This window comes from Pseudomonas sp. BIGb0164 (genome assembly GCF_024810135.1).
Taxonomy (GTDB): Bacteria; Pseudomonadota; Gammaproteobacteria; order Pseudomonadales; family Pseudomonadaceae; genus Aquipseudomonas.
Genome location: NZ_JANUEA010000002.1, coordinates 697,643 through 722,802, shown reverse-complemented (window position 1 = coordinate 722,802; position 25,160 = coordinate 697,643). Strand labels below are relative to the sequence as shown.

The following is a 25,160-nucleotide window of genomic DNA, read 5'->3' as shown; positions in this document are numbered from 1 at the left end:
AATGTGATGCGTCAGAAAGGCTTTACCTTGATCGAGTTATTGATCGTCGTGGCAATCATCGGCATCTTGGCCACCATCGGCTTGCCCATGTATACCAAGCACCAAGCCAAGGCCAAGTTCACGGCGGGGCTGGCAGAAATCTCCGCGTTGAAGGCCGGCTATGAAGACACCCTCAATCAAGGCACCGTACCGACCCTGGCCTTGATTGGCGGCACCAGCCCTACAGCCAACTGCAAGATCGATGTGACCGGGGATGTCGCCACGGGGGCAGGCTCCATCCGTTGCGAGATACTTGACGCCCCAGCGCCTGTGCTGGGCAAGACCATCACCCTGACGCGCAGCGCCACCACGGGCTGGACGTGCGCAACCACGGCGGATGCGCAGTACGTCACCAAGGGTTGCGGTGCCTGATCGCCCAGCCTCTCAACACGGAAGTAAAGGTGGCCCATGTCGTTGTCCATGCAGCAGCGAGGCAATGTATTCCTGGTAGCGGTGGCGTGCCTGTTGGCGGTGGGCATTTGCCTGCCGTTCAGTGGGCATGACCTGCAACGTACCACGCAGATTGTCCTGAGCTTAGGCGCGGTGCTGTATGGGGTGTCGGCCGGTTCGAGCGAGCGGTTGCTGGATCGGCCCAGTGCCTATGGGCTGGTGGCGATTGTCGGGTTGGGGCTGGTTTCTTCGGCGCTGGCCCACCAGCCGTTGTGGGCGTTCACCGAAGTGGCGCTGTTTATCGGTGGTGGGGCGATCGCCGTCGCGTTTGCCTTGCTCCGTCGTCATGGTGGCGAGCGGATGGATCGCGCCTTGGTCCTGATCGCCATGCTGCTATGCCTGGTCAAGTCGTTCCAGTACCTGTACGCAGCGGCATTGGCCTTTACCAGCGGCAACGATGTACTGAACCTTGATCATCTGCTGTCGGGGTTTTCCAACAAACGTTTCTATGGTCAGTTCCAGACCTTCACCTTGCCGCTGTTGGCGCTCCCATTGCTTCTACCGGGTGTTGCCCGCGCCTTGCGAGCAGGGGTGTTTGCGTTGCTGTGTGTCTGGTGGTTAATCGCCATCAGCGGCGGTACGCGCGGTACCTGGCTTGGCCTGGCATTGGCGGCTGTGGTGTTGACGGTGCTGGGGGCTTGGGGTCGACGTTGGGTGGCCTGGCAACTGACGGCACTCTGTGGCGGCCTGGCGCTGTATTGGCTGTTGTTCGTGTGCTTGGCGGGCTATCTGGGGATTGAAGTCGGCAGTGGTGCGGGCGATCGCCTGACCACGACGTTGTCGGGGCGTGGCCCGATCTGGTCGCAGGCCTGGCAGATGATTGTCGAGCGGCCCTGGCTGGGCTTCGGGCCCATGCACTTTGCCGATATCGCCAACGAAACAGCGGCGCACCCGCACCAGGCGGTTCTGCAATGGGCCAGTGAATGGGGGGTGCCATCAGCCCTGTGTGTTGCCGCCCTGGCGTGGCGGGCGGGCTGGGCCACGTGCAGGGTCGTGCGCTTGCGGGCATCGTCCTCGGCCCCTGGGGATTTGCTGCGGTTGTGCCTGTTTGCGGCGTTGATCGGTGCCTTGGTGCAGTCAATGGTCGATGGCGTCATCGTGATGCCCAACTCACAGGTATGGCTGGCGCTGGTGGTGGGTTGGCTGATGGCGCTGCATGCATGGCGAACCCCGCTGGGTACCGCGCTGCCGTGGGTGGGTGACGCGTGGAAAATGGCCACTCTGCTGGCCGTTGGTCTGCTGCTGTTTATCGCTGCGCGTGATCTGCCCCACACCATTGAAGACCAGGCCGATTACCTGCGTGCCGGCCACGATCACCTGCAGCCGCGCTTCTGGGCCCAGGGTGTGATCGCCTTCCCGCGCCAGTAAGTTGCCGGACGCCCAATGCGGTGCTAGCTTTAGCCCACCGCCCGTGTAGCTCAGCCGGTAGAGCAGCGCACTCGTAACGCGAAGGTCGCAGGTTCGATTCCTGTCTCGGGCAAAAAGGCAACACTGCTTCAAAGGCAACGTTTTCAGATGATCCCAGAATGGTTCTGAAGGCCAGACGAGCCGGCATTCGTGCCTGTTCTTTTGTATCTGCGCAACCTTGATGACCCAGATGCATCCCCATTCCTCGATCTAAGAGAACAACATGACCACGACTGAAATGACCCAGGAAGTTCGGCACGAAGAAGCCCTCAAGAAATACCTTGAGGACACGCCGCAGCTTAAAGAAGAGATCAAAGACCTGAGCGCCGATGATCAGCGCGACCAGATCCAATGGGCATTCGAGGACGAGGCAGAGAGCCAGGGCTACCAGCCTTGGGAGTTGACCCTCAAGTACACCTCCACACCGGAAGAGTTCGACGCTGCACGGCTGGCCTTGCACAAGGAGGCTGCCGAGGTGCTGGGTGTCGAGTGGGAAGAATATTGCGAGATGAACGACCTGGTCGTCTGAGACCCTGTAGGAGCCGGCTTGCCGGCGATAGGGCCCGTAAAGATCACCTTTAACCCTACAGGCCTCATCGCCGGCAAGCCGGCGCCTACAATGCGTCAGATACTGAGGCGCATCGACAGGTCCACTGCCTTCACATCCTTGGTCATCGCCCCGATGGAAATGTAGTCCACCCCGGTTTGCGCGATGGGCAGCAGGGTGGTTTCGTTGATCCCGCCGCTGGCTTCCAGCTTGGCCTTGCCGGCGTTCAGTCGCACGGCCTCACGCATGTCGTCCAGGCTCAGTTCGTCGAGCATGATGATATCGGCGCCCGCCGCCAGTGCTTCGCGCAGTTCCTCAAGGCTTTCCACTTCGATTTCCACCGGCTTGCCCGGGGCGATCTTGTGCGCGGCCGTGATGGCCTGGGCAATGCCACCGCATGCGGCGATATGGTTTTCCTTGATCAGAAACGCGTCATACAACCCGATGCGATGGTTATGACAGCCGCCGCAGGTCACGGCGTACTTCTGCGCCAGGCGCAGGCCAGGCAGGGTCTTGCGGGTGTCGAGCAGCTTGACCCGGGTGCTGGCGACAAAATCTGCCAGGTACTGCGCACGGGTAGCCACGCCCGACAACAACTGCAGGAAATTCAGCGCGCAACGTTCACCGCTGAGCAGCGAGCGCGCCGGGCCTTCGAGGTGGAACAGCACCTGGTTGGGGCTGACACGCTCACCGTCGGCTACCTGCCAATGCACCGCCACACGCGGGTCCAGTTGGCGGAATACCGCATCCACCCAGGCTGTACCGGCGATCACGGCCGCATCACGGGTGATGATCGTGGCCTTGGCCAGCCGTTCGGCCGGGATCAACTGCGCAGTGATGTCGCCGCTGCCGATGTCTTCCAGCAGTGCACGGCGCACGTTGGCTTCGATTTCGGCGGTGAGGTCGGCAAGACGGAGATTCGGCATAACAGGCTCCACAAACAAAGTGCCTCGATTATAGGGGCAGTGTGCGTTTGAACCCAGCGACCTGCTCATTTACGACCAAATGACAGAGTTCGCTGGCGCAACGGGCCTCGTTTGCAAGATAATCTCGCGCCTTGCAATTGGCGTCATAGCTTTGACGTCTTGGTGATTCCCGGGTATTCGCAGCGCTCATCCCGGCCTGCACCCGAACATTTGCCCATCAATACCGCCGTTTCAGGAGGCCAGGATGCACAATGACGGAAAGGTGGTGCCTATCAATAAGGCACACGCCACGCCATCGCCGCTCGCGCGCCTGCCGGTGGTGTTGCTGCAGGTGCGTGACAAAGCGGCGCAGCAACTGCAGCAGGGCCTGCAAGAACTGTTCGATAACGCCGACGACACCCTGTTCGAAATGGCCGACAAGGCCCGCAGTAATGCCGACCATCACATTTTTTTTGAAGCCATGCGCGACTTGCGCCTCAAGCGCAAGAATTTCGAGCGCGTGTTCATGGAGCACCTGTTTGCTGCCTTCGCTCATCTAGGGCACTCGGGGCGCGGCGAGTTGCACCTGGTGCCGGTGGTCTCGTATGACGCAGTGCCTGGTACGTCCCGCGATGAACTGGAAAAGGCCGTGGCGCTGGAGGCGATGCTCGGTCGCGTGCGACATCGCGATGGCTTGGCGTTGGGGCAACTGACCGCACGCTTGAGTGCGGTGCTGGGCAAGCACCTGGACGACCGCGAAAACCCCTTGGGCCCGGCGCTGCTCTGCGAGTTCTTCCTGCGGGCGGGGCGCAGCCTGGGGGTGGAGATCCGCGTCAAGCTGATCATGCTCAAACTGTTTGAGAAATACGTGCTCAGCGACGCCGACCAATTGTATGGCGAGGCCAATCAGTTGTTGGTCGCCACCGGTGTGCTGCCGCAGCTCAAAGCGGTGCCGTCTCGTCGCCCAGGCGGGCGTGCCGAGCGTGAGAGGCAGCACGAAGATCGGCAGCCGATGGCCGACCCGCCGCTCGATGAAAATGGCCAGCAAGCCTTCGCGGCCTTGCAGGCCTTGCTGGTGGTGGTGCGTGGCCGTGTGGCGCCTACCCTCGAGGCCAGCGCCGAACCGCAACCCATCGCCTCGCGGGACCTGTTGCGCCTGCTCTCTCACCTGCAGCAATACGTGCCAGAGCCCGAGGTCGAAGACGATTTCGACCTGCGCAACCACCTAGAACAACTGCTGACCCGGGTCAGCGTCAAGAGTGGCAAGTCCCGGGTGGTGGAGGACGCTGATGAAGACGTGATCAACCTGGTCGCGCTGTTGTTTGAGTTCATCCTCAAAGACACTGCCGTGCCGGACGCCTTCAAGGCCTTGATCGCGCGTTTGCAGGTGCCGCTGCTCAAAGTCGCGGTGCAGGACAAGAGCCTGTTCAGCCGTGCCAGCCATCCGGCGCGGCGCCTGCTCAACGAGATTGCCAGCGCCGCCATGGGCTGGAGCCCGAGCGATGACTACCTGCGCGACAGCCTGTACCTGCGCATCGAGCAGGTGGTGCAGCGTTTGTTGAATGAGTTCGTCGAGGACCCGGCGATTTTCTCCCAGTTGCTCGCCGAGTTCAGCGCGTTCACTGCCGAGGAGCGTCGACGCTGCGAGCTGCTGGAACAGCACACCCGTGATGCCGAAGAGGGGCGCATGCGCACGGATGCCGCCCGCCAGCGCGTGGCCGACGTGCTTAATCGGCGCCTGCTGGGCAAGACCCTGCCCCAGGCCGTGGTGCAATTTCTGCAGCAGGCCTGGAGCCAGGTGCTGTTGTTGGCCAGCCTCAAGCACGGCGAACAGTCGGTGCAGTGGCAAGCGGGGCTGCGCACCATGGACGAACTGATCTGGAGCGTGGGCCTGCAGAAAGACACCGAAGCCGGTCGACATCTGCTGGAGCAACTGCCCGGGTTGCTCAAGGCGTTGCGGGACGGGTTGACCAGCGCCGCGTTCGACCCGTTCAGCACCCGTGAATTCTTCGTGCGCCTGCAGGCCATGCATGTGCAGGCGCCTGACGGTGAGGGGCTCGAGGTGTTGATCGAGGTGCGCGAGCCGTTCGTGCTCGACAGCGGCTTGCCCGATGCCGTCGACAGCCTGCCCGGTGATGATCCCGACCTGCTCAAGGCCCGGCAATTGCAGGTTGGCCGCTGGTTCGAGTTCCAGGAAAGCGAGGCACTGACGGTGCGCTGCAAGCTGATGGCGATTGTTGCGCCGGCCAATACGTATGTTTTTGTCAGCCGCATGGGGCTCAAGGTGCTGGAGAAAAGTGCGGGCCAACTGGCCATGGCGCTCAAGGCTGGCACTTTGCGTAGCCTGGACGAAGGGTTGTTGTTCGAACGTGCGCTGGCGTGTGTGATCGATAACCTGCGTCAACTCAATCGCGGCAAGTGATCGCAACCGCAGGGCTGAACGCGGCATACTGGTAACACCTCGTCTCAATCAAGGAACCCGTATGCAGTTGGACCCCGCCAGCGGTTGGTGCCAGGGCATTCGTCATTGCCCCTCGCCCAACTTCAATGAGCGCCCCGCAGGCGAAATCTCTCTGTTGGTGGTGCATAACATCAGCTTGCCACCGGCGCAGTTCGCCACGGGCAAGGTCCAGGCGTTCTTCCAGAATCGCCTGGATGTCACGGAGCATCCCTACTATGAGGGGATCGCTCACTTACGTGTCTCTGCGCATTTTCTGATTGAACGCGACGGCGCCGTCACGCAGTTTGTGGCGTGCCAGGACCGCGCATGGCATGCGGGGGTTTCCAGCTTCGAAGGGCGGGACACCTGTAATGACTATTCCCTGGGGATCGAGTTGGAAGGCACCGATGACCTGCCGTTCACCGATGCCCAGTATGCGTCGCTGATCGACCTGACGCGCCAGTTGCTGGCGGCCTATCCAGGCATCACCCGCCAGCGTATATGCGGCCACAGTGACATTGCTCCGGGGCGCAAGACAGACCCCGGCCCCGCTTTTGATTGGACGCGCTTTCGCAGCGCCCTGCAGGATGGAGGACACGCACAATGAGTTTCCTGGTGTTGGTGCTGGCGGTGTGGATCGAGAAATTCTCGGCCTTGCGCCAGCGGTTGCAGCGTGACGGCGGATGGTTGCGTGAGCTGGCCAGGCTGGAGGCGAGCCCGCGCCTGGGCAAACAACCCTGGTTGATCCTGGCATTGCTGGTGTTGCTGCCGGTGGCCTTGCTGGCCTTGTTGCTGGTGGTGCTGGAGCCGGTGGCCTATGGCCTGTTGGCATTGCCGGTGCACCTGCTGGTGGTGATCTACAGCCTGGGGCGTGGTGACCTGTTGGCCGGGCTCGGGCCTTTTCGTGATGCCTGGCGCCGGGGTGACTTGCAGGCGGCCGAACACGTGGTCGAGCGTGACCTGCAACTTGCCGCCGACAGCGGCGAGCAACTGCTCGAACGGGTCCAGGGCCATCTGCTGTGGCAGGCGTACCAGAGCTTCTTCGCGGTGATTTTCTGGTACTTCCTGCTCGGGCCGGTGGCGGCCCTGGCTTATCGGCTGCTGGCGCTGGCCAGCGAACACAGCCAGAACCCTTTGGTGGCCGAGCGCGCCGGGCAACTGCGCCACGCGTTCGACTGGTTGCCGGTACGCCTGCTGGCGGCGAGCTTTGCCCTGGTGGGCAACTTCGTCGCGGTCAGCCGGGTGATGCTCCATGAGCTGTTGAGCTGGGACATCAGCGCCGCTCAACTGGTGGAGAAGGTCGGCCTGGTGGCGGCAGAAATTCCGCCACCGGTGGTCGGTGCCGATGGCATCAACAGCCTGGATCGGCTGTGGGAACTACTGCTGCGCGCCGCCGTGCTGTGGTATGCCGGGTTCGCCATCTGGACCGTATTGCCCTGACACCCTCCGGCAGGGAGGCGCCCGTCTTCCCTGCCGTTAACCTTACGTTACAAAACTCCCTTTCGAATTGAGCTATACAGACAGAGCGCCAAAAATGGTGGCTATCTGCCGCCGCCCTGCGCCTCAATAAAAATAAAAGAAAGGGAGTTCACCTGTGAAGAGCTTGCTCTATCCCGCCGTCGCGCTGATGAACCGCCTGAGCTTCGGCATGAAGTTCACTCTGATCAGCGTACTGTTCTTGCTGCCGATGCTGGCGACCAACTATTTCCTGGTGCGTGATTCCTGGCGGGAATTCCAGGGCACCCGTGTCGAGCTGCAAAGCCTGGATTTGCTCGGCAGCAGCCTGACCCTGCGGCGTGACCTGGAAACCCTCAACAACCAAGTGCAAATCAACGCCACCCTCGGCCAGTCCGGCAAGGCGGGTGATCTTGAAGGCCAGATCAGTACCCTGGAAAGCAGCGTGCTCGCGCGCCTGCAAGGCCTCAGCGCCATGGCCACCGACGCCGAGCAAATCGCGGCCTTTGATAGCAAGCGCGACGAGCTGATCGCCGCGTTCAAGGCCCAGCAACAGGAAACTTCACTGCTCAACAAAACCGCGCTGATCGGCAAACTGCTCAACAAAGCCCAGATGTTCAGCCAGATCATCGCCAGCCAATCCGGCTTGAGCCGTGACTCGCAAAGCGACCTGCGCCAGCTCAGCGACCTGGTGACCGGCGTGACCCCGCAAGTGACCCAGGTCCTTGGCGAAGGGCGAGCAATGGGCGCTTATTCCCTGGGCCAGGGGTTTATCAACTCGTCTTCCAGCACGCGGTTTGACGAACTGCTGCAGCAACTGGAAAAGCTGCAAGGCGAATATGCGTTGAAGCTCCAGGATGCACTGGGCGCCAGCAAAGCCGCCCATGGCGCGCTCGATTCACTGGCGCAGGCCAGCCAGGCCAGCCTCAAGCAAGGCAGCGAACTGTTTGAAGAGCAGGTGGTGATGGCCGAAACCCTCGATGCCCCGTGGCCAGGGTTTTATGACAGCGTCAGCCAACTGATGGCCAAGACCTACCAGCTAGATGACGCCACCCTGGCATTCCTCCGGCAGCAACTGGAACAGCGCCTGGCGCAGAACCGCACGCACATGGTGGTGCTGGTGTGTGCCCTGGCAGCGGTGTTTTCCCTTATTTTCTATCTGTATGCCGGCTTTTACGCGTCCACCCGCACCACCCTGCGACGCCTGGGGGTGATGATGGACAATGTGGCGGCGGGGGATATGACCGTAAGCTTTGTGGCGCACAGTCGCGATGAGTTGGGGGAGTTGGGCAAGGTGTTCAACGGTACGGTCGCCAAGATCCATGACCTGATCGAGCGCGTCGGGCAAACCGTCAGCCAGGTCGAACTGCAAGCCGGTCAGGTGGAGACGGTTTCGGCCCGGAGCAACCAGGCGGTTTCCGGCCAGCGTACCCAGATCGAACACGTGGCCACGGCCATGAACCAGATGTCGTCCACCGCCCAGGAAGTGGCGCGCAGTGCGGCGGCGGCGGTCAGCAGCGCCCATAGCGTGAACGATGAGACCGTCAGCGGTCGTGGCTTGGTGCAGTCCCAACAGGGCAGCATCGCGCGCCTGGCGTCGGAGATTGATGCGTCAGTGCAGGTGATCAACCAGTTGGCCACTGACAGCCAGGCCATCAGCAGTGTGCTGGAAGTGATCAAGAGCATTGCCGAGCAAACCAACCTGCTGGCGCTCAATGCCGCCATCGAGGCAGCACGTGCCGGCGAGCAGGGGCGCGGGTTTGCAGTGGTGGCCGATGAAGTGCGTACCCTCGCGCGGCGCACCCAGCGCTCCACCGAAGAAATCGAACAGATGATCGGCCGCCTGCACAGCGGTGTGGAGGCCGCGGTCAAGGCCATGGGCACCAGCCATACGATGGCCAGCGGTACGGTAGGGCAATCGGAAAAGGTCCAGCAGGCCCTGGAAAACATCCTTGGCGCGGTAGGCATGATCGTCGACCAGAACCAGCAGATTGCCGCCGCCGTGGAGCAGCAGACTGCAGTCGCCCATGACATTGACCAGAACATCGTTGAAATCAATCGCGCGGGTGAGCACGCAGCCCAAGGTGCGCATCAGACCGAAGCGGCCAGCCGTCAGCTATCGATGCAGGTCGTCGAGTTGAAGCAATTGATCGGGGCATTTCGCGTGTAAGGCTTTTGGGTAGGAATAATCGGTGCGGAGCGTGGTGTATGTCTTGATTTCCCCGGCATCCATTTTTTGATCGAGTGAATGGGTGAGAATTTGTTTCAGCTAGTCACGGATCAGGGGAGGGCACCACGGTGACCATTGCCATCGGCATCAAAGGGCACTGTGCCCATTGCGACATCACATTTGAACTCAAGTCTTGGCAATTGAACGCCATTGCCATCCATGAACCTTTTGATTGCCCGTACTGCCAGCGAACCCTGCAACTGAATTGTCCCAAGCAATTGCGTCAGTTCAGGACACTGGACCATTGGGCCCTGGTGCACCCGAGCATGGTGATACTGACCTGCATGGTGCTGATCGTGGCGCTGGTCGCCGAGTGGGTGGGCCTGCTCAGTGTGGTCGGGCAACTGAATATTTCGCTGGCGGTGGTGCTGGTTCACTTCCTGGCACTGCGTTATGCCCATCAACGGCAACGGATCACGCTGAACCTGCAGGCTGCCAACCCTGTTGGCGGGTTACCAATTGAACAGCTCGCACGCATTGCGTGTGCTCGCCTCAGCCAGCCATGAAGGGCTGATACCCATACGCTCGGCCAGGGCGGTGCAGATGTCTGGCAGGTGTTGCGGGCTGTTGCGCTGGCCGGGGTACATGGCGGGTGCCATATCCGGCGAGTCGGTTTCCAGCACCACGGCTTCCAAAGGCAATTGCGTGAGCACCTTGTGCATGCGCAGGGCCTGGGGCCAGGTGGCGGCACCGCCCAGGCCCAGCTTGAAACCGAGCTTGATGTACTCACGGGCTTCTTCGTAGCTGCCGGCAAACGCGTGGATGATGCCGCCTCGTGGCACGCGCATACGCTTGAGTGTGGCGATCACGGCGGCGTGGCTGCGGCGCACATGCAACAGCGCCGGCAGTTGCAAGTCCACTGCAAGTTTCAGCTGGGTTTCAAACAGGCTTTGTTGACGCTCGCGGTCCAGGTGTTCGAGAAAGTAATCCAGGCCGATCTCGCCCACCGCGCACACTTGCCGATGACCCTGGAGGCGGGTGAGCCAGTCGCCCAGCTCCGTCAGGTCGGCTGGGCGATGTTCATCGAGGTAAACCGGATGCAGGCCGAAGGCAGCGAACAGGTTGTCATCGCCCTGCACCAGGTCCCACACGCGTTGCCAATTCTGCTGATACACCCCCAGGACCACCATGCGCCGCACCCCGAGTTGGCGGCTATGGGCGAGGACTTCCCGGCGATCGTTGTCGAAGTCCGGGAAGTCCAGGTGTGTGTGGGTGTCGATCAGCTCCACGTTCACGCCTCGTGAATACGCTGCTTGAAGGTACGGCTGATGGCGTGCACGCCCGGTTGATACTGTTCTTCTTCAATCGCGGCCAGGGCCAGGCGCAGGGCGGTGTCGGCGATCAGTTGATGCTGCTGGGCCATGGCGTTGACCGGCAGTGGCAGGAAATCCAATAACTGCGTATCACCAAAGGTACCCAGGCGCAGCGGGCGCGATTTGAGCGGGAAGTCGTGCAGTGCGTCGAACACACCTTGCAGCAGCACGTAGGAAGTGGTCACCAGAGCATCCGGCAAATGCCCCAGGCGCTGCAGGAGTTGTTCCATCAACTGGCGGCCGCAGTCGCGGCTGAAGGCTTCGCCCTGTTCGATCAGCACCTCGCCCTTGAAGTCGCGCAGTGCCTCGCGAAAACCGGCGGCGCGTTCCTGGCTGATGCTCAGCTCGGGGTGCGCACCGATCAGCACGATCTGCTTGGGCAGCGGTTGCAGCAGGCTGCTGGTCAGTTGCTGGCAGGCTTGGCGGTCGTCGCTGACCACTGAGCAGAACTGGCCCGTGTCCATCACCCGGTCGATGGCGATTACCGGCAGGCCCTTGGCTTGCAGCTCGCGGTAGCTGTCATCGCTGGCGGGCAGGCAACTGGCCACGAACAGTGCGTCGCAGCGCCGTGCGCGGAACAGTTGCAGCAATTGGCGTTCGCTGTCGGCCTCGTCGTCGGAGCTGGCGATCAGCAGTTGATAACCCCGGGCCCGGGCGCCTTGCTCCAGCAGCTTGGCGATCCGTGCGTAACTGGGGTTTTCCAGGTCCGGCAGGATAAAGCCCAAAGTGCGGGTGTGCCGGCTGCGCAGCCCGGCCGCCTGGGGGTTGGGCGTAAAGCCATGGGCTTCGACCACCGCTCGCACGCGCTCGACGGTCGCGTTGCTGATGCGTTGCTGTTCGGCCTTGCCATTGATGACATAGCTGGCGGTGGTTACGGACACACCGGCCAGACGTGCGATATCACTGAGTTTCAAACCGGGATTTCCTTGTTTTTTAGAGCTTGCCCCGACATTTTGTCCAATCGTAACCGATTCCTGCACACGACTAACGTCTGGGCTCAAGCGCCGAGTGGTGCTTCAAGGATGCTCAATTAGCGCGTAATCTGCCATAAATTCTAGATTAAACGTTTCAGCTGGCGTATTTTTACGACGTTCGTAACTAAGTGGCTACTGCCAATTGACCACTCAGTCAGTTATTTTTGAACACCTGTAGGCTGATTTATTCAAAACAATACCTAGTGCGCCCCTCGCACTAACTAGGAGAACGGCATGCTTGAGCTCACTGTAGAGCAGATTTCCATGGGCCAGCTGGCTGTGGATAAATCTGCTGCCTTGCACCTGCTCGCTGACAAACTGGTGGCCGACGGCCTGGTCGCCGAGGGTTACCTCAGCGGGTTGCAGGCCCGTGAAGCCCAAGGCTCGACCTTTCTCGGCCAAGGCATCGCCATTCCCCACGGTACCCCCGAAACCCGCGACCAGGTGTTCTCCACCGGCGTGCGCCTGCTTCAGTTCCCCGAAGGGGTGGACTGGGGTGACGGCCAGATCGTCTACCTGGCCATCGGCATTGCCGCCAAATCCGACGAACACCTGCGCCTGCTGCAACTGCTTACCCGCGCCCTCGGTGAAACCGACCTGGGCCAGGCGCTGCGTCGCGCCGGTTCCGCCGAAGCCTTGCTGAAACTGCTGCAAGGCGCGCCACAGGAACTGGCGCTGGATGCACAGATGATCAGCCTGGGCGTGTCCGCCGATGATTTCGAAGAACTGGTGTGGCGCGGCGCACGCCTGCTGCGCCAGGCCGATTGTGTGAGCAATGGTTTTGCCGCCGTCTTGCAGCAAGTCGACGCCCTGCCCCTGGGGGACGGCCTCTGGTGGCTGCACAGCGAACAGACGGTGAAGCGCCCTGGCCTTGCCTTCGTCACCCCCGACAAACCCATGCGTTACCTCGGCCAGCCCCTTAATGGGTTGTTCTGCCTGGCCAGCCTCGGCGAGGCACACCAAGCGTTGCTTGAACGCCTGTGCGCCTTGCTGATTGAAGGTCGCGGCCAGGAACTGGGCCGCGCCACCAGCAGCCGTGCCGTGCTCGAAGTACTCGGGGGCGAGCTGCCTGCCGATTGGCCCAGCGCGCGCATTACCCTGGCCAACGCCCACGGCCTGCATGCTCGGCCGGCGAAGGTGCTGGCGCAGTTGGCGAAGCATTTTGACGGTGATTTGCGGGTGCGCGTCATCGATGGCCCGGTGGGCGCCGTGTCGGTGAAAAGCCTGAGCAAGTTGCTCAGCCTCGGCGCACGTCGCGGCCAGGTGCTGGAATTTGTTGCCGAACCCTCGATTGCCGGTGATGCGTTGCCCGCCCTGTTGGCAGCGGTTGAAGCGGGGTTGGGTGAAGAGGTCGAGCCGTTGCCGACGGCCAGCGCGCAGCCTGCAACCGTTGATAGCGAGCCCGTTATCAGCGCCCCAGTGTCCGGCAGCCAGATTCAGGCGATCGCCGCCGCGCCGGGCATTGCCATCGGCCCGGCGCACGTCCAGGTCCAGCAGGTGTTCGATTACCCGTTGCGCGGCGAGTCTTCCTCCATTGAGCGTCAGCGCCTGCAAGACGCGCTGGCCGACGTGCGCCGTGACATTCAGGGGCTGATCGAACGCAGCCCAGCCAAAGCCATCCGCGAAATTTTCATCACGCACCAAGAGATGCTCGACGACCCGGAACTCACCGACGAAGTCGACACTCGTCTCAAGCAGGGTGAAAGCGCCGAAGCCGCCTGGATGAGCGTGATCGAGGCCGCCGCCAAACAGCAGGAGTCGCTGCAGGATGCCTTGCTCGCCGAGCGTGCCGCCGATCTGCGTGACATCGGTCGGCGTGTGTTGGCGCAATTGTGCGGTGTCGAAAGCGTCCGGGAGCCCAGCCAGCCCTACATCCTGGTGATGGATGAAGTCGGCCCGTCCGATGTTGCGCGCCTGGACCCGGCCCGTGTGGCCGGCATTCTCACGGCCCGTGGCGGTGCCACGGCCCACAGCGCCATCGTTGCGCGTGCCTTGGGCATTCCTGCTTTGGTGGGCGCAGGTTCCGCGGTATTGCTGCTGGCTCCTGGAACTCCCTTATTACTTGATGGCCAACGCGGTCGCCTGCACGTGGACGCCGACGCCGCGACCCTGCAACGCGCCGCCGTCGAGCGCGATACCCGCGAACAACGCTTGCAAGCCGCTTCGGCCCAACGCCATGAGCCGGCCATGACCCGCGACGGCCACGCCGTGGAAGTATTCGCCAACATCGGCGAAAGCGCCGGCGTCGCCAGTGCCGTGGAGCAGGGCGCCGAAGGGATCGGCCTGCTGCGCACCGAGCTGATTTTCATGGCCCACCCGCAAGCACCGGATGAAGCCACCCAGGAAGCCGAGTACCGCCGCGTACTCGACGGCCTTGAAGGTCGCCCGTTGGTGGTGCGCACCCTCGACGTCGGCGGTGACAAGCCGCTGCCTTACTGGCCCATCGCCCAGGAGGAAAACCCATTCCTCGGCGTGCGTGGCATTCGCCTGACCTTGCAGCGCCCCCTGATCATGGAAGCGCAATTGCGTGCGCTGTTGCGCTCGGCCGACAACCGCCCACTGCGTATCATGTTCCCCATGGTTGGCAGCGTGGACGAGTGGCGCGCAGCCCGTGACATGACCGAGCGCCTGCGCCTGGAAATCCCGGTGGCCGACCTGCAACTGGGCATCATGATCGAAGTGCCGTCCGCCGCCTTGCTTGCGCCGGTGCTGGCCAAGGAAGTCGACTTTTTCAGCGTCGGCACCAACGACCTGACCCAATACACCCTGGCCATCGACCGTGGCCACCCGACCTTGTCCGCCCAGGCCGATGGCCTGCACCCGGCGGTGTTGCAACTGATCGACATCACCGTGCGGGCCGCCCACGCCCATGGCAAATGGGTGGGGGTGTGTGGCGAGCTGGCGGCAGACCCGTTGGCGGTGCCGGTGCTGGTGGGCCTGGGGGTGGATGAGTTGAGTGTGTCGGCCCGCAGCATTCCTGAAGTGAAGGCGCGGGTACGTGAATTCAGTCTGAGCGAGGCCCAGGGCCTGGCACAAAAGGCACTGGCTGCGGGTTCGCCCGCCGACGTGCGTGCCCTTGTGGAGGCCGTGTAAATGGCAAGGATTTTGACCCTGACGCTGAACCCGGCGTTGGACCTTACTGTCCGCTTGGCACACCTGGAACCGGGTGAAGTCAATCGCAGCGAAACCCTGCTGACCCATGCCGCCGGCAAGGGCGTGAACGTGGCGCAGGTGCTGGCCGATCTAGGCCATCAGGTGAGCGTGGGCGGCTTTCTCGGTGAGGAAAACCCCCAGGCTTTCGACGCGTTGATTGCCCGTCGTGGGTTTGGCGATGCGTTTATTCGTGTGCCGGGTGAGACACGCAGCAATATCAAGATTGCCGAGCGGGAGGGTCGCGTTACCGACATCAATGCGCCGGGGCCGCTGGTGAGTGAGCGGGCGCAAAAGGAATTGCTCAAGATGATCGCGATCATCGGCCCGGAATTCGATGCCGTGGTGGTTGCCGGCAGCTTGCCGCGCGGCGTCAGTCCGCAATGGTTTCAAGAAATGCTCGAACACCTGAAAGGCCTGGGGTTGAAAGTTGCCCTGGACACCAGTGGCGAAGCCTTGCGCGCCGGCTTGCAAGCGGGCCCGTGGCTGGTCAAGCCCAACACCGAAGAACTGGCCGAGGTTCTTGGCAATGCCACAGGCGCTATCCATCGTCTGCATCAGCAGGGCGTGGAGCATGTGGTGGTCTCCGATGGTGCGGCGGGCGTGACCTGGTACAGCCCGCAGACCGCGCTGCATGCCACGCCACCAAAGGTCACGGTCGCGAGTACCGTGGGCGCGGGCGATTCGTTGTTGGCCGGGATGCTTCACGGCTTGCTCGCTGGCGAAGCGCCCGAGCAGACCTTGCGCCGCGCCACGGCCATTGCCGCAATGGCGGTGACGCAGATCGGTTTCGGCATCAACGATGACGCGCAGTTGGCGCGTCTCGAAAGCGGCGTCCACGTGCGTGCGCTCACAGAACAATAAGAGGGTTTGTGATGAAGTTAGCCATTGTTACCGCCTGCCCGAACGGCATGGTCACCAGTGTGCTGTGCGCCCGCTTGTTGGACGCTGCCGCGCAACGCCAAGGCTGGAGCACCAGCGTCGAAGTGGTGGATGGGCAGCGCCCCGAGCGCCAGTTGTCCCAGGCCACCCTCGACGCCGCCGAGTGGGTGCTGCTGGTCAGCAGCACCCCGGTGGACATGCAGCGGTTTGTCGGCAAGCGCGTGTTCCAGAGCACGCCGGCCCAGGCACTGGCGGACGTCGAGGCGATCTTGCGGCGGGGCGCCGAAGAGGCGCAGGTGTACGTCGCCACTGAAGCAACTGCCAGGATCGCACCGCGCATCGTCGCGATCACTGCCTGCCCGACCGGGGTGGCGCACACCTTCATGGCCGCCGAAGCCCTGCAGCAAGCCGCCAAGCGCCTGGGCTATGACCTGCAGGTCGAGACCCAGGGTTCGGTGGGTGCGCGCACACCGTTGAGCGCGCAAGCGATTACCGACGCCGACGTGGTGCTGTTGGCGGCGGACATCGAGGTGGCCACCGAGCGGTTTGCCGGCAAGAAAATTTACCGTTGCGGCACGGGCATCGCCCTCAAGCAATCCGAAGCGACGCTGAAAAAAGCGTTGGCCGAAGGCGCGGTGGAAAGCACCGGCAGTGCAGCGGTGGCCAAGTCGGAAAAAACCGGTGTGTACAAACACCTGCTCACCGGCGTGTCGTTCATGTTGCCGATGGTGGTGGCGGGCGGTTTGTTGATCGCGTTGTCGTTCGTGTTCGGTATTCACGCCTTCGAACAGGAAGGCACGCTCGCGGCGGCGCTGAAAACCGTGGGTGATCGCGCGTTCATGCTGATGGTGCCGTTGCTGGCAGGCTACATCGCCTACTCGATTGCCGACCGCCCAGGCATTGCCCCCGGCATGATCGGCGGGCTGTTGGCGGGGACGTTGGGGGCCGGGTTTATCGGTGGCATCCTCGCCGGTTTCCTGGCCGGTTACTGCGTCAAGTTGATCACCCGTGCGGTGCAATTGCCCCAGAGCCTGGAGGCGCTCAAGCCGATCCTGATTATTCCGTTGCTGGCGAGCCTGTTCACTGGCCTCGCGATGATCTACCTGGTGGGCCCACCGGTGGCGCGCATGCTCACCGGGCTGACGGATTTCCTCAGCACCATGGGCACCACCAACGCAGTGCTTCTGGGCATCCTGTTGGGCGGCATGATGTGCGTCGACCTGGGCGGCCCGATCAACAAGGCGGCCTATGCGTTTTCCGTCGGCCTGCTGGCGGCACAGAGCGGTGCACCGATGGCCGCGACAATGGCCGCAGGCATGGTGCCGCCGATCGGCATGGGCATCGCCACGTTCCTGGCGCGACGCAAGTTTGCCCAGACTGAGCGCGAAGCGGGCAAGGCGGCGATGATTCTCGGGCTGTGTTTTATCTCCGAGGGTGCGATCCCGTTTGCGGCCAAGGACCCGTTGCGGGTGATCCCGGCCAGCATCGCCGGTGGCGCGTTGACCGGCGCCTTGTCGATGTATTTTGGCTGCAAGCTGGCGGCGCCCCACGGTGGGTTATTCGTGCTGGTCATCCCTAATGCGATGAACCATGCGCTGCTGTACCTGATGGCGATTGTCGCCGGTAGCCTGCTGACCGGTTTGGTGTATGCGCTGATCAAGCGCCCGGACGCAGAACCACTGTTGGTCACGGTCTAAAAATGTGGGAGCTGGCTTGCCTGCGATGACTGACTGACATTCAACATCAGTGTTGTTTGATTAACCGCCATCGCCGGCAAGCGGGCTCCTACAAGTGTCATCTGGTTTTCATCCCCGCGTGGTTTAGTTTCCTTTTGACGCTCAAGAGGGAACCTGCATGAGCCACTTCGACCTCGGTCGCCGCCGCGTGATGCAAGCCGTCGGCGCTGGCCTGTTGCTGCCGGGCCTGGCGCCGGCGGTGATCGCTTCGGTGAAAGACCGGCCGCAACTCACCGACGGTGTGCAGTCCGGCGACCTGCTGGGCGACCGCGCCATGATCTGGAGCCGCAGCGACCGCCCGGCGCGGATGGTGGTGGAGTGGGACACCCGCAGCGTGTTCAGCAACCCGCGCAGGTTCATCTCGCCCCTGGCCGACACCCGCACCGACTTTACCGCCCGTGTCGAACTCACCGGCTTGCCCGCCGACCAGGCGATTTTCTATCGCGTGCACTTCGAAGACGCCCAGACCGGTGTCGCCAGCGAACCCTGGTTCGGCCACCTGCGCAGCGTGCCGCAGCAGCGTCGCGACATCCGCTTTGTGTGGAGCGGCGACACCGTCGGCCAAGGCTTTGGCATCAACCCGGATATCGGTGGCATGCGCATCTACGAAGCCATGCGCCTGCGTCTGCCGGACTTCTTTATCCACAGCGGCGACACCATCTACGCCGACGGCCCGGTGCCCGCGCAGCTCACCACGGAAGGCGGGCGCATCTGGCGCAATATCACTACCGAAGCCAAGAGCAAGGTCGCTGAGACCCTCGATGAGTATCGCGGCAATTATCGCTACAACCTGATGGACGAAAACGTGCGCCGCTTCAACGCCGAGGTGCCGCAGATCTGGCAGTGGGACGACCATGAGGTGGTCAACAACTGGTCGCCGAGCAAGCAACTGGACGAGCGCTACCAGACCAAGGACATCAACACCCTGGTCGGCCGTGCGCGCCAGGCCTGGCTGGAATATTCCCCCATGCGCCGGCAGGCCGCCGACGGTGGCGGGCGCATTTACCGCAAGCTCAGCTATGGCCCGCTGCTGGATGTGTTCGTGCTGGACATGCGCAGCTATCGCGGGCCCAACGATGACAACCTGGGCGGCGAAAAACCCTTCATGGGGCGTGAGCAATTGGAGTGGCTCAAGCGCGAACTCAAGGGCTCCCAGGCGCAGTGGAAAGTCATCGCCGCCGACATGCCCATCGGCCTCGGCGTGCCCGACGGCGAGGTCAGCCCGGGCGTGCCGCGCTGGGAAGCCATCGCCAATAACGACCCGGGCGCACCCCAAGGTCGTGAGTTGGAAATGGCCGACCTGCTGGGCTTTTTAAGGGCACAAAACGTGCGTAACCACGTGTGGCTGACGGCGGATGTGCATTACTGCGCGGCCCACCATTACCACCCGGATCGCGCGGCCTTCCAGGATTTTGAACCGTTCTGGGAGTTTGTCGCCGGGCCGTTGAACGCCGGGAGTTTCGGGCCGAATGTGCTGGATAAAACCTTCGGGCCCGAGGTGGTGTTCCAGAAAGCGCCTGCGGTGCAGAACAGTTCACCGTTTGCCGGGTTCCAGTTTTTCGGCGAGGTACAGATTGATGGGCAGACGGCGGAGATGACCGTGATATTGCGGGATCTGGATGGGGTCTCGGTGTTCGAACAAAAACTGCAACCCATCTGACTTGGAATACGATCAAAACGGTGGGAGCTGGCTTGCCTGCGATGACGATAGTGAATTCACCATCGCTATCGCAGGCAAGCCAGCTCCCACATTTGAACGTCTTCGTCCGGGAGTCATTAGTAGACGTCGCGCCGATAACGGCCTTGCTCGATCAACCGCTCCACCGCCTCGCTCCCCAGGATGTCCACCAGCGCCCGGTCAACGCCGGTTGCCATCCCCTCCAGACTGCCACACACATAAATCGCGGCGCCGTCGGCAATCCATTTGCGCAACACATCAGCCGACTCGCGCAGGCGGTCCTGCACGTAGATTTTTTCTTCCTGGTCGCGAGAAAACGCCAGGTCCAGCAGCGCCAGGTCACCGCTGGCCAGCCAGCCTTGCAGTTCGTCCTGGCACAGGAAGTCGTGCTTGATATTGCGTTCGCCAAACAGCAGCCAGTTGCGTGTATGGCCCTCGGCGATGCGCGCCTTGAGCAAGCTGCGCAGGCCCGCCAGGCCAGTGCCGTTACCCAGCAGAATCAGCGGCACCGGTGCTTCTGGCAGGTGGAAGCCACTGTTGCGGCGCAGGCGCAGGCTGATGCCCGAACCGATCGCGGCGTGTTCCGTCAGCCAGCCCGAACCTACGCCCAGGCTACCGTCGGGGTGACGTTCCTGGCGCACGATCAGCTCCAGCACGCCGTCGCTGGCAATCGAGGCGATGGAGTATTCGCGCATGCCCAACGGCACCAGCGCGTTTACCAGCGCCTGGGCATGCAGGCCGACCAGATGGGTGCGGTTCTCTGGCAGTTGCCGGGTCGCCAATGCCTGGTTGAGGGACTGCGCCAGCCCGTCGATCACCACGCCGTCACTGCCCGCCAGGCCGAGGCCTTCGAGGAAGTGTTCGATGGCCCACGGACAGTTGCGTGGCAGGACTTCCACCAGGTCACCCGCCAACCAGTTTTGCGGCGACGGCGGTGTGAGGCCCAGCAAGTAGATGTCCGAACCCACACTGTCGCGGTTGAGCAGCGTGCGCTGGCTCAGTGACCAGTTCTCGAACGGCGCCGCTTGCCAGGTCGCGGCGGGCGCCTGGCCGGTGAGTTGGCCCAGTTGCTGTTGCCAGGTGAGCAGGGCGTCGGCGTCACCGCTGTCGACTTCCACCGGCGCAAACAACGCGTTGCCGCCTTGGTGGGTCAGCCAGAAATGCAGGCGTCGGGCGAAGCCGCAGAAGTGTTCGTACTGGCGATCACCCAGGGCCAGTACCGAGTAGTTCAGGCCCTTGAGGGACAGGTCCTGGCCGAGCACGCTGCGTTCGAAACCACGGGCGCTGTCGGGGGCTTCGCCGTCGCCGAAGGTGCTGACCACGAACAGCGCATGGTGCGACTGGCTCAGGTCGTCGCGGCTGACGCTGCCCAACGGCTGCACCTTCACCGGTAGCCCGGCGGCCTGCAATTGCCCGGCGGTCTGCCAGGCCAGTTGCTCGGCAAAGCCGCTCTGGCTGGCGAAGCCGATCAACCAGGCTGGCGCATCGCTGCTGTTGGCGACGAGGCCTTGGCGGGCATCGCGGACCTGGCGCTTTTTGCGGCGGCGGTCGAGGTAGAGCAGCCAGCCGGTAATGAAGAACAGCGGCATGCACAGCGCGCTGATGGTGAGGATGATGCGCCCAATCAAACCGAAGTAGCTGCCGGTGTGCAGCGCATAGACGCTGGTCAGCAGTCGGGAGCCCAGGGACTTGCTGGCGTAGCGGTCGTGGGATTTGACCTCGCCGCTGGCCGGGTCGAGGTTGATCTGGTTCAGCGCCCGGTCATGGGGCGAGTCTTTGAGCAGGTAGTAGACGGTGGCCGGCTGGCCGGCGACCGCTGGCATGCGGATGTTGTAGGCGCTCAAGCCAGGGCCGGCATTGCTGTAGATGCTGCTCCAGATGGCGTCGTAGTTGGCCACCGGCGCCGGGCCTGCGGGCGGAGGACCGCGTTTGCGCATGCGTTCATTTTGTGGCGCGTCCGACAAGAGCTTCGTCACGCCTTGGTTGTACCAATCGTAGGACCAATACAGGCCGGTCAGTGCGGCCAACAGATAGGCCAGCAGGCACCAGGTGCCGAATACCGAGTGCAGGTCCCAATTGAAACTGCGGCCTTTTTTGCGCCAGTCCAGGGTCAGCCAGGCGCGCCAGCTTGTCACTTGGCGCGGCCAGCGCAGGTACAGGCCCGACAGGCAGAAGAACACCAGGATCAGTGTGCAGGCACCGGTGATCTGGCGGCCGGTATCCCCCATGACGAGGAAGCGGTGCAACTGCAAGATAAAGCCGAACACGTCCTGGCCGACGGCGTCGCCCATGTAGTCGCCGGTGTAGGGGTCGAAGTAGCGCATCTGGCCGCGACGCTCACCGGCTGGCGGGGTGAAGAACACGCGCGCGGCGTGGCCGCTTTCGCTTTCGACCCACAGCATCGACACGGTCTTGCCTTCGGTGGCTTCGAGCTTGCGCACCAACTCCGCAGGCGGCAGTACGCCGGCTTCGCGCTTTTGCACACTCAACACGGTCGGGTTGAGCGCCAGCAGTATTTCATCCTGAAACGAGACCGCAGCCCCGGTGATCCCCATCAACGCCAGCACCAGCCCGGCAGTGATGCCGAAGAACCAGTGCAACTGGAACAGGGTTTTCTTCAACACGTCGGACCGCCTCGCTCATCTGGATATTGTTGTCACGGCGCGCATTATGCCGTGGGTTATCGAGAAATATTCTGTTTAACACGCAAAAGCCCCACGCATCCGATGCGTGGGGCTTTTGCGCGTTTGTTGCCCGCGTTTAGAAGTGGAAGCTGGTGGACAACAGGGCGGTGCGACCGGCTGCCTGGTTGGCGAAGTGGGCCGCGTAGGCTTTGTCGTAATAGGTCTTGTCGGTCAAGTTCTGTACGTTCAATTGCAGGTCGACGTTCTTGGTCAACTTGTAGCTGGCCATGGCGTCGTAGCGGGTGTAGGACGGCACGTACACTGTGTTGGCCGGGTCGCCATAGACCTGATCGACGTAGAACGCGCCACCACCGATGGTCAGTTTTGGTGTCACGTCATACGTGGTCCACAGGCTGAATGAGTTTTCTGGCGTGTTAGGCATCTGGTTGCCTTTGTTGGAGCCCGCGACGACGGCACCCGTGCGGTTGCCGTTCTTGCCTGGGTCAACCAGTTCGGCTTTCAGGTAGCTGTAGCCGGCGAACACTTGCCATTGATCGGTGATCTTGCCGCTGGCCGACAGTTCCAGGCCGTCCACTCGCGATTCGCCTGCGGTCTCGTAGGTGTTGGAGTCCACCAGGATGCGCGTGTTTTTCTTCTCGGTGCGGAACACCGCAGCCGACAGGGACAGGCGGTTGTGGAACAGGTCCCACTTGGTGCCCAGCTCGTAGTTGACGGTTTCTTCCGGCTTCAGGTCGCTGGTGTTGATGCCGGTCGGGATCGCGTTGCTGTCCACGCCTTCGCCCACCAGGCCACCGGCCGGCGAAGCCGACGTCGCGTAGGAGGTGTAGATGCTGCCGTTATCCAGCGGCTTCCAGACCAGGCCCGCCTGCCAGTTGAAGAACTGGCTGTCGTCCTTGACCTTGCTGCGCGCCTTGACGGTGGAGGTCGGTACGGCGTTGGTGTTGGCTTCGGTGTCGAAGGTGTCGTAGCGCAGGCCGACGTTCAGCAACCATTTCGGGTCCAGTTCGATGGTGTCGAACACGTAGGCGGCACGGCTGGTGGCCTTGGTGTTGGTGCCCATATAGTTGCGTGCGATGGAGCCGGTCCAGGCGTCGTCGGGGGTCGGGTTGCTCAAGGAGGTGCACTGGCCGTTTGCAGAGCCCTTGATGACGGTGCACGACGGGTTGGTGTTGGGGCTGACGGTGTAGCCGCTGACACGGGTCTCTTCACCGGTGAATTCCAGGCCGGTGGAATAGCTGTGCTTGAAGCCCAGGGCCTGGAAGCTGCCAAACAGGTCGGTCTGATTGGTGGTGGTCGTGGTGGTGGAAACGCGGGTATTGGCACGACGCCACACGGTGCCGAACTGGTTGACGTTGTGCTGGCTGTCGTCCGGCTGGGTGAGCACGTAGTCCTGGCCTGTACTGCCATGGCGCAGGGTGTTTTTCAGCGTCATGTTGTCGTTCAGGTCGTGCTCGATGGAGAACGTGCTGATGTCGGCGCGGGTCTTGCGGAAGTCACGGCTTTTCAAACCGTAGAAGTTGTTGCTGTCGCCACCGTCGGTGGGTTTGTCGTGGACGTGGGCGGCGTTTGAGGCGCTGCTGCTGTAGCCATACGGGATCCCGGAGTCGGGCAGGTCATTGCTTTCCATGTGGTAGTAGCTGAGGTTGACGCGGGTCGGGGTGCCCAGGCCAAAGGTCAGCGACGGGGCCACGCCCCAACGGTCGTAGTCGATTGCGTCGCGGCCGGCGACGTTTTGCTCGTGGCTCATCAGGTTCAGGCGGAACGCGGCGCTGTCGTCGAGGAACTGGCGGTTCACGTCGAGCACGTAGCGGCGGGTCTGGTCGGAACCGTAGGTGAAGCCGCCGTTGGTGAAGTCCCGCGCTTGTGGCGTCTTGCTCACCAGGTTGATGCTGCCGCCGGCCGAGCCACGCCCGCCGAACGAGGAGTTGGGGCCTTTGCTGACTTCGATCGATTCGATGTCGAAGATCTCACGGCTCTGGCCACCGGTGTCTCGCACGCCGTCCAGGTAGGTGTCGCCCTGCGCGTCGAAACCACGGATGAACGGGCGATCGCCTTGAGGGTTGCCGCCTTCACCGGCGCCGAACGTGATGCCCGGCACCGTGCGCAAGGCATCCTGCAATGAGGTGGCGGCGGTGTCTTTGAGCACTTGTTGTGGCACCACGGTGACGGAGCGCGGGGTGTCCACCAGCGGGGCGGTGTACTTCTGCGATGAGGCTTTTTCCACTTGGTAGGAGGTGTTGTCCTGCTCCTGGCCGGTAATGCTGGTGGCGCCGAGGGAGATGCTGTTGCGCTCGCCTTTTTGTTCGGTGTCTTCAGCCGCTTGCGCCAATTGGGCGGCAGAGCTGGCGCTGAGGGCAACGCCGATGGCCGAGGCCAGCATGCGTGGTGAACTGGCAGGTGTTTTTAGAGTAGTGCGCGGCATGACGTGTCCTTTCCCCAAGGATGTGAGGCCGCGGAATATAGGGTGAACAAGTATTTCTATCAATTGCGATACATTGCTAATTGCACTGAATTTACATTCTTTACACTTTTTGCTTACGGTTTTTACGAACTCGTTCGTCTGCTGTGTTTTACAGAGCGGATAAGAATCAATACCATTAGCGCCTCTCTGATTTCAGGTACTGTCCCATGCTGCTGCACATACCCGGCCTGTTCTCTCGTGAGGAAGTGCAGCGCATTCGCCAGGCCCTGGAAACCACCGAATGGGCCGACGGTAAAATCACCGCCGGGCACCAATCCGCCAAAGCCAAACACAACCTGCAACTACCCGAAGGCCACCCGCTGGCCAAGGAAATCGGCGCGGCGATGCTTGAGCGGCTGTGGAAAAACCCGCTGTTTATGTCAGCGGCGTTACCGCACAAGGTCTTCCCGCCCTTGCTCAACTGTTACACCGCCGGTGGCAGCTTCGACTTCCATATCGACAACGCTGTACGCCAGGCCCGGGGCAGCCACGAGCGGGTGCGCACCGACCTGTCCTCCACGTTGTTCTTCAGCGACCCCGACGAATACGACGGCGGCGAACTGGAGATCCAGGACACCTTCGGCCTGCAGCGCGTCAAGCTGCCAGCCGGCGACATGGTGCTGTACCCGGGCTCCAGCCTGCACAAAGTCAATGCCGTGACCCGTGGTGCGCGCTACGCCTCGTTCTTCTGGACCCAAAGCCTGGTGCGCGAAGACAGCCAGCGCACCTTGCTGTTCGAGATGGACGGCGCGATCCAGCAACTGTCCCGCGATGTGCCCGACCACCCGGCCCTGATCCAGCTCACCGGCACCTACCACAACCTGCTGCGCCGCTGGGTCGAGGTCTGA

Annotated in this window: 18 protein-coding genes, 1 tRNA gene and 1 pseudogene; 15 read left to right on the top strand and 5 right to left on the bottom strand. The window is 62.5% G+C overall.

The window, feature by feature from the left end; translation table 11 throughout:
• The first annotated feature begins 6 nt into the window (after positions 1-6).
• From M2394_RS07205 to M2394_RS07190, 4 genes are all read left to right on the top strand, one after another.
• On the top strand, positions 7-411 hold the full coding sequence (locus M2394_RS07205; RefSeq protein WP_178919295.1) for a pilin: 405 nt from the start codon (positions 7-9) through the stop codon (positions 409-411).
• 36 nt (positions 412-447) lie between these two features.
• Positions 448-1,857 (top strand): O-antigen ligase, encoded by a 1,410-nt coding sequence (locus tag M2394_RS07200; protein WP_259171973.1) that lies wholly within the window; start codon positions 448-450, stop codon positions 1,855-1,857.
• Positions 1,858-1,896: 39 nt separating this feature from the next.
• Positions 1,897-1,969: transfer RNA gene (locus tag M2394_RS07195), tRNA-Thr, on the top strand.
• Positions 1,970-2,119: 150 nt separating this feature from the next.
• Positions 2,120-2,425 carry a DUF6388 family protein gene (locus M2394_RS07190; RefSeq protein ID WP_259171972.1) on the top strand — a complete coding sequence of 102 codons (306 nt, stop codon included), beginning with the start codon at positions 2,120-2,122 and terminating at the stop codon, positions 2,423-2,425.
• 95 nt (positions 2,426-2,520) lie between these two features.
• Here the strand turns inward: M2394_RS07190 and nadC are convergent, their stop codons facing one another.
• On the bottom strand, positions 2,521-3,369 hold the full coding sequence (gene nadC, locus M2394_RS07185) for a carboxylating nicotinate-nucleotide diphosphorylase (RefSeq protein WP_259171971.1): 849 nt from the start codon (positions 3,367-3,369) through the stop codon (positions 2,521-2,523).
• Between the two features lie 244 nt (positions 3,370-3,613).
• Between nadC and M2394_RS07180 the strand changes: the two genes are divergently transcribed.
• The 6 genes and pseudogenes from M2394_RS07180 to M2394_RS07160 all read left to right on the top strand — a co-directional run bounded on the left by M2394_RS07180 (position 3,614) and on the right by M2394_RS07160 (position 9,979).
• Positions 3,614-5,770, top strand: a complete 2,157-nt coding sequence (locus M2394_RS07180) for a DUF1631 domain-containing protein (RefSeq protein ID WP_259171970.1) — start codon at positions 3,614-3,616, stop codon at positions 5,768-5,770.
• Positions 5,771-5,831: 61 nt separating this feature from the next.
• Positions 5,832-6,395: a 1,6-anhydro-N-acetylmuramyl-L-alanine amidase AmpD gene (gene ampD, locus M2394_RS07175; protein ID WP_178919132.1), complete on the top strand. Its 564-nt coding sequence runs from the start codon at positions 5,832-5,834 to the stop codon at positions 6,393-6,395.
• Positions 6,392-7,228: a regulatory signaling modulator protein AmpE gene (ampE, locus tag M2394_RS07170; RefSeq protein WP_259171969.1), complete on the top strand. Its 837-nt coding sequence runs from the start codon at positions 6,392-6,394 to the stop codon at positions 7,226-7,228. The genes ampD and ampE overlap by 4 nt, the downstream gene beginning before the upstream one ends.
• A gap of 187 nt (positions 7,229-7,415) precedes the next feature.
• A pseudogene (locus tag M2394_RS30450) lies at positions 7,416-8,507 on the top strand (methyl-accepting chemotaxis protein); the annotation flags it as partial.
• On the top strand, positions 8,484-9,413 hold the full coding sequence (locus tag M2394_RS30445; RefSeq protein ID WP_372339891.1) for a methyl-accepting chemotaxis protein: 930 nt from the start codon (positions 8,484-8,486) through the stop codon (positions 9,411-9,413). The pseudogene M2394_RS30450 and the gene M2394_RS30445, both read left to right, overlap by 24 nt.
• A 128-nt stretch (positions 9,414-9,541) precedes the next feature.
• Complete coding sequence (locus tag M2394_RS07160) at positions 9,542-9,979, top strand: hypothetical protein (protein ID WP_178919127.1); 438 nt, start codon at positions 9,542-9,544, stop codon at positions 9,977-9,979.
• Here the strand turns inward: M2394_RS07160 and M2394_RS07155 are convergent.
• Positions 9,926-10,702 carry a TatD family hydrolase gene (locus M2394_RS07155; RefSeq protein ID WP_259171967.1) on the bottom strand — a complete coding sequence of 259 codons (777 nt, stop codon included), beginning with the start codon at positions 10,700-10,702 and terminating at the stop codon, positions 9,926-9,928. The genes M2394_RS07160 and M2394_RS07155 overlap by 54 nt on opposite strands.
• A 2-nt stretch (positions 10,703-10,704) precedes the next feature.
• Entirely contained in the window at positions 10,705-11,700 is a 996-nt protein-coding gene (cra, locus tag M2394_RS07150; protein ID WP_178919123.1) for a catabolite repressor/activator, read from the bottom strand.
• 294 nt (positions 11,701-11,994) lie between these two features.
• Here cra and ptsP point away from each other — a divergent pair, with 294 nt between their 5' ends.
• From ptsP to M2394_RS07130, 4 genes are all read left to right on the top strand, one after another.
• On the top strand, positions 11,995-14,853 hold the full coding sequence (gene ptsP, locus M2394_RS07145) for a phosphoenolpyruvate--protein phosphotransferase (protein WP_259171966.1): 2,859 nt from the start codon (positions 11,995-11,997) through the stop codon (positions 14,851-14,853).
• Positions 14,854-15,774 (top strand): 1-phosphofructokinase, encoded by a 921-nt coding sequence (pfkB, locus tag M2394_RS07140; protein WP_259171965.1) that lies wholly within the window; start codon positions 14,854-14,856, stop codon positions 15,772-15,774.
• 11 nt (positions 15,775-15,785) lie between these two features.
• Positions 15,786-17,489 carry a PTS fructose-like transporter subunit IIB gene (locus M2394_RS07135; protein ID WP_259171964.1) on the top strand — a complete coding sequence of 568 codons (1,704 nt, stop codon included), beginning with the start codon at positions 15,786-15,788 and terminating at the stop codon, positions 17,487-17,489.
• A gap of 157 nt (positions 17,490-17,646) precedes the next feature.
• Entirely contained in the window at positions 17,647-19,188 is a 1,542-nt protein-coding gene (locus tag M2394_RS07130) for an alkaline phosphatase (protein ID WP_259171963.1), read from the top strand.
• A 116-nt stretch (positions 19,189-19,304) separates the two neighbouring features.
• Here the strand turns inward: M2394_RS07130 and M2394_RS07125 are convergent, their stop codons facing one another.
• A complete protein-coding gene (locus M2394_RS07125) occupies positions 19,305-21,830 on the bottom strand; it encodes a sulfite reductase flavoprotein subunit alpha (RefSeq protein ID WP_259171962.1) in 2,526 nt (841 codons plus the stop codon).
• Between the two features lie 136 nt (positions 21,831-21,966).
• Positions 21,967-24,273, bottom strand: coding sequence for a TonB-dependent siderophore receptor (locus M2394_RS07120; RefSeq protein WP_178919111.1), 2,307 nt, complete (start codon positions 24,271-24,273; stop codon positions 21,967-21,969).
• A 206-nt stretch (positions 24,274-24,479) separates the two neighbouring features.
• Between M2394_RS07120 and M2394_RS07115 the strand changes: the two genes are divergently transcribed.
• On the top strand, positions 24,480-25,160 hold the full coding sequence (locus M2394_RS07115) for a Fe2+-dependent dioxygenase (protein WP_176995127.1): 681 nt from the start codon (positions 24,480-24,482) through the stop codon (positions 25,158-25,160).